Annotated in this window: 13 protein-coding genes and 1 pseudogene (1 of these 14 running past the window's edge); 6 read left to right on the top strand and 8 right to left on the bottom strand. The window is 35.8% G+C overall.

What is annotated here, in order from left to right; genetic code table 11:
• The 5 genes from AC0L3Q_RS14685 to AC0L3Q_RS14665 form a co-directional block, all read right to left on the bottom strand.
• Positions 1–1777 carry the 5' portion of an ATP-binding protein gene (locus tag AC0L3Q_RS14685; RefSeq protein WP_473280435.1) on the bottom strand. The gene continues 437 nt to the left of window position 1, outside the view, so the window shows 1777 of its 2214 coding nt (coding positions 1–1777); the start codon lies at positions 1775–1777; the stop codon falls past the left edge of the window.
• A gap of 283 nt (positions 1778–2060) precedes the next feature.
• Complete coding sequence (locus AC0L3Q_RS14680; RefSeq protein ID WP_473280432.1) at positions 2061–2861, bottom strand: DUF8213 domain-containing protein; 801 nt, start codon at positions 2859–2861, stop codon at positions 2061–2063.
• A 100-nt stretch (positions 2862–2961) separates the two neighbouring features.
• A complete protein-coding gene (locus tag AC0L3Q_RS14675) occupies positions 2962–3390 on the bottom strand; it encodes a DUF4268 domain-containing protein (protein WP_473280429.1) in 429 nt (142 codons plus the stop codon).
• A gap of 1 nt (position 3391) precedes the next feature.
• Positions 3392–4069 carry a ZIP family metal transporter gene (locus AC0L3Q_RS14670; protein WP_139241910.1) on the bottom strand — a complete coding sequence of 226 codons (678 nt, stop codon included), beginning with the start codon at positions 4067–4069 and terminating at the stop codon, positions 3392–3394.
• The gene (locus tag AC0L3Q_RS14665; RefSeq protein WP_473280425.1) at positions 4069–4800 is read right to left on the bottom strand and encodes a class I SAM-dependent methyltransferase; all 732 of its coding nucleotides are present in this window, start codon (positions 4798–4800) and stop codon (positions 4069–4071) included. Before AC0L3Q_RS14665 ends, AC0L3Q_RS14670 begins: the two co-directional genes overlap by 1 nt.
• A gap of 54 nt (positions 4801–4854) precedes the next feature.
• On the opposite strand from AC0L3Q_RS14665, the pseudogene AC0L3Q_RS14660 reads away from it, so the two are divergent.
• The 4 genes and pseudogenes from AC0L3Q_RS14660 (at position 4855) to AC0L3Q_RS14645 (ending at position 10305) form a co-directional block, all read left to right on the top strand.
• Positions 4855–6017, top strand: a pseudogene (locus AC0L3Q_RS14660) (THUMP domain-containing class I SAM-dependent RNA methyltransferase).
• A gap of 123 nt (positions 6018–6140) precedes the next feature.
• Positions 6141–8684 (top strand): WD40/YVTN/BNR-like repeat-containing protein, encoded by a 2544-nt coding sequence (locus tag AC0L3Q_RS14655; protein ID WP_473280422.1) that lies wholly within the window; start codon positions 6141–6143, stop codon positions 8682–8684.
• On the top strand, positions 8681–9412 hold the full coding sequence (locus AC0L3Q_RS14650) for a hypothetical protein (RefSeq protein WP_473280420.1): 732 nt from the start codon (positions 8681–8683) through the stop codon (positions 9410–9412). The genes AC0L3Q_RS14655 and AC0L3Q_RS14650 overlap by 4 nt, the downstream gene beginning before the upstream one ends.
• A gap of 47 nt (positions 9413–9459) precedes the next feature.
• Positions 9460–10305 carry a dienelactone hydrolase family protein gene (locus tag AC0L3Q_RS14645; RefSeq protein ID WP_473280417.1) on the top strand — a complete coding sequence of 282 codons (846 nt, stop codon included), beginning with the start codon at positions 9460–9462 and terminating at the stop codon, positions 10303–10305.
• 67 nt (positions 10306–10372) lie between these two features.
• Here the strand turns inward: AC0L3Q_RS14645 and AC0L3Q_RS14640 are convergent, their stop codons facing one another.
• From AC0L3Q_RS14640 to rlmD, 3 genes are read right to left on the bottom strand one after another with little or no spacing between them, the layout of a single operon-like run.
• Complete coding sequence (locus AC0L3Q_RS14640; RefSeq protein WP_473280414.1) at positions 10373–11089, bottom strand: DUF6048 family protein; 717 nt, start codon at positions 11087–11089, stop codon at positions 10373–10375.
• Positions 11055–11570 carry a DUF6452 family protein gene (locus tag AC0L3Q_RS14635; protein ID WP_473280411.1) on the bottom strand — a complete coding sequence of 172 codons (516 nt, stop codon included), beginning with the start codon at positions 11568–11570 and terminating at the stop codon, positions 11055–11057. Before AC0L3Q_RS14635 ends, AC0L3Q_RS14640 begins: the two co-directional genes overlap by 35 nt.
• A gap of 3 nt (positions 11571–11573) precedes the next feature.
• On the bottom strand, positions 11574–12983 hold the full coding sequence (gene rlmD, locus AC0L3Q_RS14630; protein WP_473280408.1) for a 23S rRNA (uracil(1939)-C(5))-methyltransferase RlmD: 1410 nt from the start codon (positions 12981–12983) through the stop codon (positions 11574–11576).
• A 100-nt stretch (positions 12984–13083) separates the two neighbouring features.
• Here rlmD and AC0L3Q_RS14625 point away from each other — a divergent pair, with 100 nt between their 5' ends.
• Both AC0L3Q_RS14625 and AC0L3Q_RS14620 read left to right on the top strand, forming a co-directional pair.
• A complete protein-coding gene (locus AC0L3Q_RS14625; RefSeq protein WP_473280405.1) occupies positions 13084–13650 on the top strand; it encodes an RNA polymerase sigma factor in 567 nt (188 codons plus the stop codon).
• Positions 13640–14026, top strand: coding sequence for a DUF6768 family protein (locus AC0L3Q_RS14620; protein ID WP_473280402.1), 387 nt, complete (start codon positions 13640–13642; stop codon positions 14024–14026). Before AC0L3Q_RS14625 ends, AC0L3Q_RS14620 begins: the two co-directional genes overlap by 11 nt.
• Positions 14027–14190 lie beyond the last annotated feature (164 nt).

Raw genomic sequence — 14190 nt, 5'->3', positions numbered from 1 at the left:
CTTCGTTTGCTTCATGGATTTTAAATGGAATACTGAAATAGAAAGTAGCTCCTTCTCCAGGAATACTTTCTACCTTAATATCACCTCCATGTAATTCTACCAATTTTCTCACGATATTTAATCCTAAACCTGTTCCGGTAGTATGATCAGAAGAGTTGGCTTGAGAGAATTTTTCAAATATAAGTTCTTGCTTATCCAACGGAATACCTCTTCCGTCATCTTTTACTTCAAAGGTAATTTCAACCGTATCGTTTTCTATTTTTGGGTTTTTAAAATTTAACCAAATGTTTCCTTCTCTGGTAAACTTGTTTGCATTACTAATAAGATTGATGAAAATCTGTGATAATCGCACAGAATCACCAATTAGTAAATTCGGAATAGTAGGATCAAGGTTAAGGTGTAATGTATTCCCATTTTTATCAGCCTGATATTCAAACGAGTTTTTAATATCATTTGCCAAATTCTTTATATTATAAACAGATTCGTCTAGTTGAATTTCATAGGATTCCATTTTTGTAACCTGAAGAACATCGTTGATCAAGTTCAGTAAATGATCAGCAGAAAACTTCATTAACTTGATGAAGTTATGATTTTCTTCATCCTTAATGCGTTCCATTAATATAGAGGATAACCCTATTACTCCGTAAAGAGGTGTTCTTAATTCGTGACTAACAGTAGAAATAAACTTGGTTTTAACCGCAGCCAAACGATCCGATTTTTCCTTAGCTATCTTTAATTCTTTATTTTTTAAAGCAAGAGACTCTCCCAGCACTTTAGTTTTTTTATGATTATAGACAAAGAAGCAAAACAACGTCAAACACAGAAGGAGCAGGGATAAGGTAAAAATAGATACTGTTTTGGATTGCTGTGCCTTTTGGGTTTCTATAGTTTTTTTTGCCTCACTTACTGTAAGTTGCTTTTTATATCTATCTGCTTCTAGTTTTTCGCTTTCAAGTGCAGTTTGATGGTGTTTGGTATATTTTTTAAGAATAACATATGCTTTTTCCTTGTTCCCCATTTTAATCAGTAAGCTTTCATGCTTCTGATAAATGATCATTGCTTCTCGGTAAAGCTCGCTTTTTTCAGCAATAGATGAAGCTAATTCAAAATTTTGTATTGCTTTTTTGTACTGCCTTATATATGAGTAATATTCGGCAATGCTGGTATAGGTCATTACTAATTTTGGGGTGTATTCTGTGTTAGTTTTAAAGAAGCTAAGACACTTCTGTAATAATCTTTTGGACTTATTATATCGTTTCGTCTTTAAATAAATATTCGCAAGATTCAATTGAAGAAGATGTTTGGTATATTCATCTAAATCTGAAAAATTTTTATTGATGTAGTTGATTCTTTTAAGTGCTCGTCCTGGTTTGTTAAACCCTTCCAGATAGACCAGAGCAATATTGTTATTGATGTCTATAGCCACTTCATCAAAACCACTGAGTTCCTTTGCGAAAAGGTCTGCAATTTTAAAATTTTCAAGGGCTTCTTTATAATCTCTTGAAGAAAGGGATATTTTACCTAGTAGATTATAAGCACTTGCTTTAAGATAGTATTGTTGTTTGGTACTGAATTTTTCGGCAATGTCTATAATAGTCTCTGAAATCAGTATGCTATTAGCTCTTCCTACTGTGTTTAACTGTTTTTCAGTATGAGATAGGGTGTTTTTGAGCTCTGAGAAAGACATATCCTCATATTCTCCGGCATGAGTATCTATGAAGAATAGGCAAGTCAATAAAAGGCATATAAAATATCTAAATATTTTAAGGCTATTCATTATTTCAGTTTTGGGGCGCTCAAATATATTAAAAAAAATTACGTAATGGTTAAAAAGCTTAAATAATGTGTTGAAAAACCGTAATTAAAGGTTTTTACTGTTGAAATTGTAGGAATAAAGCTTCTTTTTTGAATAGAAATTCTTGAAAAGCGATCTGTCTTCTCAATATACAGTTAAGTTTCTGAAAATAAAGTAGATATCATCTTTATGCATTTGCTGATACCAATAATGGCTATTGCTTTAAAACAATAGCCATTATTAATTTATTTTTTTACAGTTGGGGTTATCCTCTGCAACCTCTTATTACTCCAAATACATAATCATCTGCCGCTTCATTAAATTCATCACCGCAATTTCTATCACTGGCGCCTCCACTTGCATTGTTTACATTGCTACATTGATCATGATCCATACAGTCCTTTGTCCAGGCACTAGGAATCCACCATCTACCGCAATCTGCACCGCATCTTCCCATGCACCCGTAGTTGGTTCTTGGCTTGCTGCCTACTCGTACCCGATCTCTTTGATTTCCACGGGCATCATCATATTCAGCGTTTACATAAGTATTTCTTCTAATACAGGTAATACCTTCATTTCTACTTTTAAGATTTGTGGTATTTACTTCGGTAACTACATTCCTTTTTGTGTATACATAATCGTTGGGAGACTTACCCCAGTATTCTGTTAAGGTTAATAGCGTATATTCTGCCATAGAAATATCTCCTTCTTTGGTAGCTAGTATGTAATCTGAAATTAGACTACCCATTTTCAATAAAGCTTCTTTTTGGAATTCCTTAAATACATGGTTATGTCCGTCAATGGCAATACTTTCATCATTGTAGTTTACAATAGCATTGATACTTTTATTATCGATAGCGATACGAACATCAAAAATGAGATCTGCTGTTGCGGTTACTGCATATTTTAGAGCAACATTATCAACAGTTACTATTCCTTTAAAATGATTTTCATCTTGTGCTTCTAAGCCAATTTCTTGTGCTTGTGGTGTCGTTTCTTCTTGGGTACATTGAAAGCAAATAGCAATCAACAGCACCAATGCTGAGCATTTTAATTTGTTTTTCATAATAGTGAGTTTATGTTATAGCTCAATGTACAAAAAACAATTCAAATTATGATTTTGGTAGTTTATCAGGTGTTTTTTTAAGGAATACTCAAATTATATTCTAATCTTTTATAAAATCTTTATATTCTATAAAAAATGCCTCTAAAAGATCCATTTGGGTATACAAGAACTCCATGGTTTGCTGCCAGGAGTTTTTGCTATGAATGCTAACTTCATGGAGTTGGCAATAGACTCTGGAAATTATTTTTCCATTATCCAATTCGTATGTAGGGTCATAAATGATGTCAGCAATGTAATCTGTAGTTAGTAAGTTTTTTAAACTTACTAATTTATCGTAGTAGTATTCTCGAATCAAATCATCCCATGGCTCAATGTCTATGGAGACTTCTGCTTTTTTGGTAGTAAATGTGAATTTAAGGGATACATCTTTGATTTTGGTATTATATAATAGCCATTTACGTGGATATGCTTTTCCAAAAGAGGTCCAAAATTCTTGTCGTATACGTTTTGATTCTTCTTTACTAAACATGTTAAATCAAAAATGCTGTCACTGTTGCCAATAGAATAATCATCAACTTTGTGATGTTGAACTTATGACCTTCGCTACTTTCAAAAAGAATTGTAGTAGATACATGAAGGAATATCCCAATCACCAAGGCTGTGATTTCTTTATAGTATCCTTGAACGATCTCTAAGTGTTCACTCAAAAAAGTACCAAGTGGAGTCATTAAGGCAAAGACAAAAAGAGTAATCCCGATAGTTACTGGTTTGATTTTAGTATGTAGTAAGAATGTAGTCAAAATCATCGCTACAGGTATCTTATGAACAATAATACCCAATAAAATTCCTTCTGCCTGATGAATAGGGAAACCTTCTAACAATGCATGGATACCTAAACTTATAAATAACAATTTAGGTAATTGTTTGGTGTCTTTGTCCAGATGTATATGACCGTGTTCTGCTCCTTTGGAAAAGTATTCCAGTATTTTTTGCAATAAAATACCGACCATAATCCAGATCCCTGTTTGTTTCCCGAAGTGATTGTCTTCAAAGACTTCTGGTAGCAAATCAAACACTGTGATAGCTAATAAAAAAGCCCCACTAAATGCTAGGAGCAATTTTAGATTCTTTTGATTAGAAGGTCTGAATATGAAAACAATAAGACTTCCTACAAAAATGGCAGCTATAGTTAATAAGTAATGCTTCACTATTTAAAAATTAAGATAAGTCTCGGTGAAGTTTCTTTATAAAACTTTCGAAGTTGATAGTCGCCAAAGACATCAAGAAGATGTACTTCGGCCTGATCAAAATAATCTTTAAAGTCTTCCAGACTAATTGCTTTTACCCGTTCTGTAAAAAAGAAATCTTCTCCCTGATCTTTAAAACGAATTTCTTTGACGATATGCCCATTCTCTACATACCTTTGGATATGAAAGTTGATTTCCTCAACCTGTTTTTCTTCTTCGGGTACCAGGTGTTTAATTACATAATCGGTATTCAAAAAATCAATAACACCAAACCCAGAAGCATTCAAATTGGATTTAATAGCCTTTATAGTGCTTAGATTATCTTCCTCTTTGTCAAAATAACCGAAACTAGTAAATAGATTAAAAACTCCTGAAAATTGCTCGGGATAAGGTTTGCACATATCATGTACTCGGAATTTCAAAGTCTCATTTTCAAACTGAGAAGCATAAGCGATACTGTTTTTGGATAAATCCACTCCAGTAACATCAAACCCTAAAGAGTTCAAATAGATACTATGGCGGCCTTTACCACAAGCCAGATCCAAAATTTTTTCTCCCTTTTCCAAACTGAGATAACGGGTTAGGTTATCCATAAAGTCTTTGGCTTCAGTTTGATCTCTATCTTTATATAAAATATGATAGTATGGTGTATCAAACCATGATGCATACCACATTGTAGAATCTTTTAGCATAGGGCGCAAAATTAGTGTATTTTTGCCTTTTAATTATAAGAGAATACGAAGATAGTGAGCAATTCATTCAAAATGGTAGCCAAAACCCTTTTTGGCTTCGAAGAAATTCTGGCGAAAGAATTAAGAGACCTTGGTGCGCAAAAGGTAGTTGTTGGTAACAGGATGGTTAGTTTTTATGGGGATACAGGGTTTATGTATAAGGCCAATCTCTGCCTTCGGACTGCCATAAAAATATTAAAACCTGTAATATCTCGAAAAATTAAAAATGAAAATGAACTTTATGATTTTATACAGAGTATCCGTTGGAATGATTATATGACGGTAGATGATACTTTTGCGGTGTATGCAACGGTAAATTCTGATCTGTTTAATCATTCCAAATTTATAGCTCTCAAAACCAAGGATGCTATTGTCGATCGGTTCCGTAAAGAAAAAGGGAGAAGGCCTAATGTGGATTTGAGTTTTCCTGACCTTTCTGTAGATGTTCATATACAGAGAGACTTGTGCACAGTATCTTTGGATAGCTCTGGTGGTTCGTTGCATTTACGTGGATATCGGACAAATACTAATATCGCTCCAATCAATGAAGTATTGGCTGCCGGATTGTTATTGCTTTCCGGATGGGATGGGCAATCTGACTTTTTAGATCCTATGTGCGGTAGTGGTACCATTCCTATAGAAGCGGCAATGATCGCTTGTAATATCCCAGCAAATTTAAATAGGAAAGAATTTGCTTTTGAACGATGGCTGGACTGGGATATGGATCTTTTTGAAAAAATAGAAGAGGCATGCTTGAATAAAACACGAAATTTTAGTCATTCCATTATCGGAATGGATAAGGCTCCTTCTGTAGTACGAAAAGCCAATACGAATATAGAAAATGCTAACCTTTCGGATTTCATTAAAGTAAAAGAGCAAGATTTTTTTGAAAGTGAGAAGGAAACCGAAGGACCGCTTCATATTCTATTTAACCCCCTTATGATGAACGACTTGAGATTAATGTCCCTGAATTTTATGGAAGTATAGGGGATACTTTGAAACGTGGATATCCGGGTACAAATGCCTGGTTTGTAACTGGTAATCTTGAAGCTTTAAAACATGTAGGACTTCGGCCGTCTAGAAAAATTAAAGTTTTCAATGGTAAATTAGAGTCTCGTCTATTAAAGTATGAAATGTACGCAGGTAGCAAAAAGGCAAAGTATCAGCGTGAAGAATAGCAATTAAGGGCTAATTTTTCTAAGAGTTTTCGAATAGTTTTATGTTTTTGTTAAGAGATAATTATCGAAATAGCGATAATTTTCTGGAATCAATTAAACTATTAACTAATCACCGTAATTGATATGTATCGAAAATTCACACATTTCATTATTAGCTTTCTTTTATTGGTTTCCTTTGGTTCTGTGATGGGACAACGATCCAAGAATACCAATACTCAAAATTCAGTACTTACAGATTCCATTTTTACCGGACTCAAATTTCGTAATATAGGACCTGCATTTATGTCTGGTCGAATCGCGGACATAGCCATCCATCCGGAGAATGAAAGTATCTGGTATGTAGCGGTTGGTTCTGGTGGGGTTTGGAAAACGGTTAACGCCGGAACCACCTGGAATCCTATTTTTGACAAACAAACATCTTATTCTATTGGTTGTGTAACTATTGATCCTACCAATCACAATATCATTTGGGTTGGAACCGGGGAAAATGTAGGAGGACGACACGTAGGTTTTGGAGATGGAATTTACAGAAGTAAAGATGGAGGAGCCACATGGGAAAACATGGGGCTGAAAAACTCGGAGCACATTTCTAAAATTATCATCCATCCAGAAAACAACAATATTATCTGGGTAGCTGTTCAAGGTCCACTTTGGAAAAAAGGAGGAGAACGAGGATTGTATAAATCTACTGATGGAGGAAAAACATGGAAGAAAACTCTTGGCGATAGTGAGTGGGTAGGAGTTACGGATCTACAAATAGACCCCAGGAATCCGGATCGTTTGTATGCCGCTACTTGGCAAAGACATCGCACAGTTGCTGCCTATATGGGTGGGGGACCAGGATCTGGAATTCATAGAAGTAACGATGGAGGAGAAACCTGGGAGGAATTAAAGAATGGATTACCAAAATCGTGGATGGGTAAGATAGGATTGGCAATCTCTCCGCAACAACCGGATATCTTGTATGCAGCTATCGAGCTAGACCGAAGAACTGGTGGCGTATACCGATCATCAGATAGAGGAACCACCTGGACCAAACAATCTAATGCCGTTTCAGGAGCAACAGGACCTCATTATTATCAAGAGTTATACGCTTCACCACATCATTTTGAACGATTGTATTTGGTCGATGTACGTATGCAGATATCAGAAGACGGAGGAAAGACATTCAAAAGAATGAAGGAGGAGCACAAACATTCGGATAACCATGCTATAGCGTTCAAAAAGAACGATCCTAATTATCTGTTAGTAGGTACAGATGGAGGTTTATACGAATCTTTTGATCTTACTAATAATTGGAAATTTGTAGATAACCTACCAGTAACGCAATACTACAAGTTAGCGGTAGATGATGCGCAACCATTTTATAATATTTATGGTGGAACACAGGATAACAGCACACAAGGAGGTCCTTCCAGGACGGATAATGTACATGGTATTCAAAATTCGGATTGGAAAATTGTCTTGAATTGGGACGGTCACCAACCTGCTACAGAACCTGGGAACCCTAATATCATGTATGCCGAAAGACAGGAAGGGAATTTATCGAGAGTTGACCTAACGACAGGAGAAGTGATCGATATACAACCACAACCTGGGGCTAATGAGAATTTTGAAAGATTCAATTGGGACGCTCCAATTTTGGTTAGTGCTCACGATCCGAAAAGAATTTATTTTGCCTCGCAACGTTTATGGAGATCCGACAATAGAGGAGATAAGTGGACGGCAATATCTGGAGATTTGACCAAGAATCAAGAACGAATTGAATTACCAATTATGGGTAAAAAGCAATCTTGGGATGCTCCGTGGGACTTTTTGGCAATGTCGAACTACAATACGATTACTTCGATTGCCGAGTCACCAAAAAAAGATGGCGTATTGTATATAGGGACAGATGATGGAATTATTCAAGCCACTGAAAATGGAGGTAGTAATTGGAGGCGTATCAATGTAAATGCGTTACCAGGTGTTCCTGCCACTGCATTTGTAAACGACATCAGAGCTGATCTTTTTGATGCAGGGACGGTATATGTAGCTTTAGATAACCATAAGTATGGTGACTTTAGTCCTTATTTACTAAAGAGTACAGATAATGGGAGAACGTGGAAATCGATAAAAGGGAATTTACCAAGTAAGACATTGGTATGGCGATTGGTACAAGATCATGTAGATCCAAATTTATTGTTTATTGCTACAGAATTTGGTATTTATTTCAGTAATAATGGAGGAAATAGATGGGTACAGTTAAAAGGAAATGTACCAACTATATCATTTAGAGATATCACGATTCAACGCCGAGAAAATGATTTGGTGGCTGCTTCTTTTGGTAGAGGATTCTTTGTTTTTGATGATTACTCGGCATTGCGAAACATTTCAGCAGCAAAATTAAACCAGGAAGCGACATTATTCCCTGCCAGAGATGCCTGGTGGTATATTGCTAAGCCAGATATTGATTTTGATGATGAAAAAGGAAGCTTAGGAGCGTCTCATTATGTGGCACCTAATCCGGATTTTGGAGCTGTTTTTACCTATTATTTAAAAGACGGTTACCAATCAGCTACAGAAGCTAGAAAAAAATCAGAGAAAAAAATAAAGGAAAAGATATTGCATTCCCAGGTTGGGACAAAGTGGATGAAGAAAGTATTGCATCCAAACCAGCTGTGGTGATCACAATAACTAACGATCAAGGGAAAGCAGTACGACGTATTTATGGTCCTGTTACTCCAGGGTTTCATCGTATATCCTGGGATTTAAAATACCCTGCACCTGATGCAGTTTCTTTGGAGACACAACAGTATCCGTTTGGAGCGCCAGAAGGATTTATGGCAGCACCAGGAAGGTATACAGCGACTTTGTCTAAAATAATAGATGGAACGGTGACATCACTTTCTGAGCCTATTACTTTTGAAGTAAAACAGTTAAGAAAAGGTGCTTTGGAAGGAGCTTCTATCAATGAAGTAACTTCTTTTTGGAGAGATTACGAAAATACCATTAGAGAAGTTTCTGCTACACAGTTAAAGCTAAGCAAGGCAAACAAAAAGATAATGGCTATGCATACTGCCCTGAAAAGAGCAACTGCTGCACCAAGTGATTTGGATTCTAGAATTGCTACTCTAAGAAAGAACTTGTTAGGCATTCAAAAGAAATTTAGTGGTAGCCCATCAAAAGGGCAAGTAGGAGAGAAAAGTAAGCCTACGATTCAGTCTCGTATGTTTGCTATTTTTAAGGGAGTACAGTGTTCTACCTACGGACCTACAGCTACTCATATAGAAACCATGAGTATTATTAAGAATCAATTAGCTGCAATTACTACGCAATTCAATGGAGTTCAAAATGAAATGAATTCAGTATTAAAGGCAATGAAAGATGCTGGAGCACCTTATGTAGCTGACTAAAAGAATGAAATGTAATTTTTAAACTAACTACGTTAATATTAATCATCATGAAATACTTTGTATTATTATTTTGCTCATTACTAATCTTGAGTTGTAAACAAAACCAATCAGAAAAAGAAACCACTGCAGAGGAGAAACAAACAGAAACCGTGGTGGAGAAACCGATTAAAGTTAAAGGAGAACAGGTAAACTATACTTCTGATAGTTTAAATATGAAAGGATATGTTGCTTTTAACGAAAACTCTGAAGAAAAACGACCTGGAATTATTGTGGTTCACGAATGGTGGGGGCATAATGATTATGTTCGTCAAAGAGCCGACATGCTTGCAGAGTTGGGTTATGTAGCAATGGCTGTGGATATGTATGGAGATGGTAAACTTGCAGCTCACCCAGATGATGCCGGTAAGTTTGCGATGAGTGTAATGGGAAATATAGATTCGGCAACCAATAGATTTAAGGCAGCTTTAGAAATGCTGAAAGCACATCCATCTGTAGATCCAAATAAGATTGCAGCAATAGGATATTGTTTTGGAGGCAGTGTGGCGCTTACTATGGCCAATGCTGGTTTAGATCTTGATGCAGTAGCTGCATTTCACAGCGGGGTTCAATTACCAGTAATGCCTAGTGATAAATTAAAAGCTAAGGTTTTGGTATGTAATGGTGCAGAGGATCCGTTTATTCCGGCTGAGAGTGTAGAAAACTATAAAAAAGCTATGGATAGTCTAAAGGCAGATTATAAGTATATTGCTTATGAAAATGCGACACATTCTTTTACCAGCAAAGCGGCAGATTCTATTGGAAAGCAATTCAATTTGCCATTAGCTTATCAAAAAGAGGCAGACGAGAAGTCCTGGCAAGAATTACAACAATTACTGAACCGAGCGTTTGAGTAACCAAAAAGATTGAAAAGTCATCATATAACAGCCTTGTGAATGAACATTTGCAGGGCTGTTTATCTTTTTATCTTTTCTTCTTGAAAAGCGGTAGCAAGTAACTAATAGAATAATTGTATCCCACTCCTATGTCGCTAAAATCATTTGTTCTTCCAAATCCAGGAATGTAAAGATTGTCAAAACGATCAGGAGTTTCTTCACTTACCAAATTTCGTAAAGAGATACTCGCACCCAGATAGAAATTATGAATAAGCTCTACTTCGAGTCCTAAAACAAGTTCTACCCAACTGGCAGTTAACCCATCTTCACTTATAGGTTCTGTAATGGTAGTTTCTCCAAAGAAATTAGTTCCTGTAAAGATGTTGTATTCGTTTAGAGTTTGATCAAACGTAGAGAATCCATATCGTACTCCTACGTAGATACTATTTTGCATTCCATACCAATTGTCATAGATGTTATAATCTATTCCAGCTCTTATATAGCTACCAGATCCTTCTACATTTACATTTTCTTCGTCTCTGATCAACGATTCGTTACCTATCTCTCCAGCAATGTATAGTTTACGATAAACTCGGTAATCGGCTTCTATTTCAAAACCTGAATAGTTGTCATCTACAGAAGTTCTAAGTATTCGAGCAAGATCTACACCTGCTCTTAATCCATATTTTTCGCCAGGAGGTAAGGTATCTCTAGCCGAGATTTTTTTAGGCTCTTCATCCTGTGCAAAAATGCAACTGGTAAAAATAATACTAATGAAAAATAAATATGTGCGCAGTTGTTTCATCTGTTACGTTCAATCGTTCTACGTTAATATTTTGTATCCAAGTACCATCATCACCAGCTTCTACAGGTGAGTTCGAAAGCCCCTGAAAGGTCACTCTAAAACCACAAGCACTACTTACGTACTCTTCTTCGGGAGTATATTGAATACTAATGGTATCGGTATTAGGAACTACTTCGTCGTTGGTGGTATCAGAATTGATGGTTAATTGATATTCGGTAATAGACTCATTGGTTCTCAGAGGAATCATGATAGAGTCGGTTACCGTTCCAAAATTAAATGGACTTTCTACACCAACCGCCCGTACTTCTAGCTCTACCGGGTTCTTAATTTCTGAAGAATTATCAAAATCTAGGAACTTAATAATAAGCATCGGAGTAGTAGGGGTCCCTTCGGCACAAATATCATCTCTCTCACAACCCCAAAAAGAAAGGCTTATACCAGCCAGTAGGAATAGGAATAAAGGAAATCTGTTTATTCTCATGTGTTATCTTTTTTCTAATAGTACAACGTTCTCTACATGATAAGTTTGTGGGAACATATCTACCGGCTGTACTTTGGTTACTTTGTAATCCCTATCTAATAACGCCAGATCTCTAGCTTGTGTTGCACTATTACAGCTTACATAAACAATTTTTTCAGGCGAAATATGTAACAGTTGAGCTACAACGTCTTTATGCATTCCGTCTCTCGGCGGATCGGTGATTACCACTTCTGGTTGACCGTGTTGATCGATAAAGTCTGAGGTAAATACTTTTTTCATATCACCTACATAGAACTCAGCGTTATCAATCTTGTTTCTTTGCGCGTTCTCTTTGGCATCCTCAATAGCTTCCGGCACAGCTTCTACACCGATTACTTTTTTTGCATTTTTGGCAACAAATTGAGCTATGGTTCCCGTACCTGTATATAAATCATACACCAATTCTTCACCTGTCAAACCTGCAAATTCTCTGGTGATTTTGTACAATTCGTAAGCTTGTTTCGAATTGGTTTGATAGAAAGATTTGGCATTGACTCTAAATCGTAAACCTTCCATTTCTTCTTCTATATATGCCTTTCCTTTGTAACAAACTACCTCTTGATCATAGATGGTATCGTTTCCTTTGGGGTTAATCACATATTGTAAAGAAGTAACTTCAGGAAATTGATCAGCAATAAAATCCATGAGAAGTGTTCTTTTTTCTTCATCATCATAAAAGAACTGAACAAGCACCATGATCTCACCAGTAGAAGCAATACGAATCATTAGAGTTCTTAGCAAACCTTCTTGCTTTCTGGCATTGTAAAAAGGAATCTGATGTTTGGTAGCAAATACCTTTACTTCATTTCGAATCGCATTGCTAGGATCTTCCTGAAGATGGCAATGCTCAATATCTAAAATTTTATCCCACATCCCAGGCATATGAAACCCAAGCGCGTTTCTATTGTCAATCTCCTGATTGTTTTGGATTTCTTCTAAAGTAAGCCATCGACTATCGCTAAAAGAAAATTCCATTTTGTTCCTGTAGAAGTATTGATCTTTTGAACCTAAAATAGGAGTAATTTCTGGTAATTCTATTTTACCCAATCTTGTTAGGTTGTTTACCACTTCATTTTGTTTGTAAGCAAGTTGATGCTGATAATCCATAAACTGCCACTTACAGCCACCACAAGTTCCAAAATGCTTACATTTTGGTGTGGTACGTTTATCAGAATAGGTATGAAATTGGGTAGCGATACCCTCATAATACGCCTTGCGCTTTTTGGTGGTTTGTATATTTACTACATCTCCTGGTACTGCATTAGTAAGAAAAACTACTTTTCCATCGGGTGCCTTGGCGATACTTTTTCCTTTGGCCCCGGCATCAATAACCTCAATATGCTCAAAAATCTGTCTTCTGTTCTTTCTTGCCATAGCGCAAAAATAAGAATAGAAAGCATATACTTATTAAATATTCAGGATATCTTACAAAAGAAATGAACCTAATTACTTTTTCTTCGTCTATTCTATAGAGATGAGTTCAAAACAAACACATAAAATCTTTGATGCCTTATTGGTGTTGCAATATCAATCCGGAAATGATAAAGCGGCAACACTGTTAATCAAAAGATGGAACTCAAGATTATATCGACACGCTTGCTGGTATACCAAGAATGAAGAAATTTCTAAGGATATCGTTCAGGAAAGTTGGACAAAAATTCTTCAGAAAATCAAAGAACTGAAGAATCCAAATACTTTTGGGAGTTGGGCTTTGACCATAGTTACCCGTAAGGCGATTGATTGGCAAAGAAAACATAAAAAAACGTCTGACTTTAAAAAGGAATTTCAACATCAACAAAATAATGAGAAAATCACTGTTGGAATTACAAATAGGGAAGAGACAATAGTTCTTATAAGAAAAGCAATAAAAGAACTACCAGAAAAGCAACAAATCGTTCTTCGACTTTTTTATGTAGAAGAATACAGTGTAAAAGAAATAAGCGATATCATCCAGGTTTCTGTTGGAACTGTAAAATCAAGGCTATTTACGGCTAGAGAACAATTAAAATTAATTTTAAAAAATAAGAATTATGAAAAATGAGATGAAAGATATTGATAGGTTAATCAAAGAAACGTTGAATGAAGAAGAAGCAAAGTTCTACGACGAGTTAGACGAGCAAAATATTTTTGAAATGATTGGTGGACTGTATACTACCAAAAACCGATGGATCATGATTATGATGAGTATTGTGAATGTAATCGTATTTGGTCTTTTTGTTTACTGTATCATCCAGTTGTTCAATACTGATGATACCAATGAGTTGATCAGATGGGTTGGAGCAAGTTTTTTCTGCGCAATGATCACATCAATGTTGAAGCTGTATTCATGGATGCAAATCGATAAAAATATGTTGCTAAGAGAGTTGAAAAGATTAGAACTTCAAGTGTCTTCTTTGGCTAGTAAAGTATCCTCATAATGCGGTATTCGCAAAATTTAGGCATCTCTATTTAGATTTAAAAAAAACAAGCGCGTTATCGGGGTTAAAATTAATAATTCGATAAAGATTTAGTATTTTGCGACACTTTTAGGGATGATTTCTCTCCCACGCTGAATTTTCGATTCTTTTCGAAAGGATAAAGG

The organism is Aquimarina sp. KJ22-3 (assembly GCF_055808215.1).
This window is presented reverse-complemented; position numbering and strand designations above follow the sequence as displayed.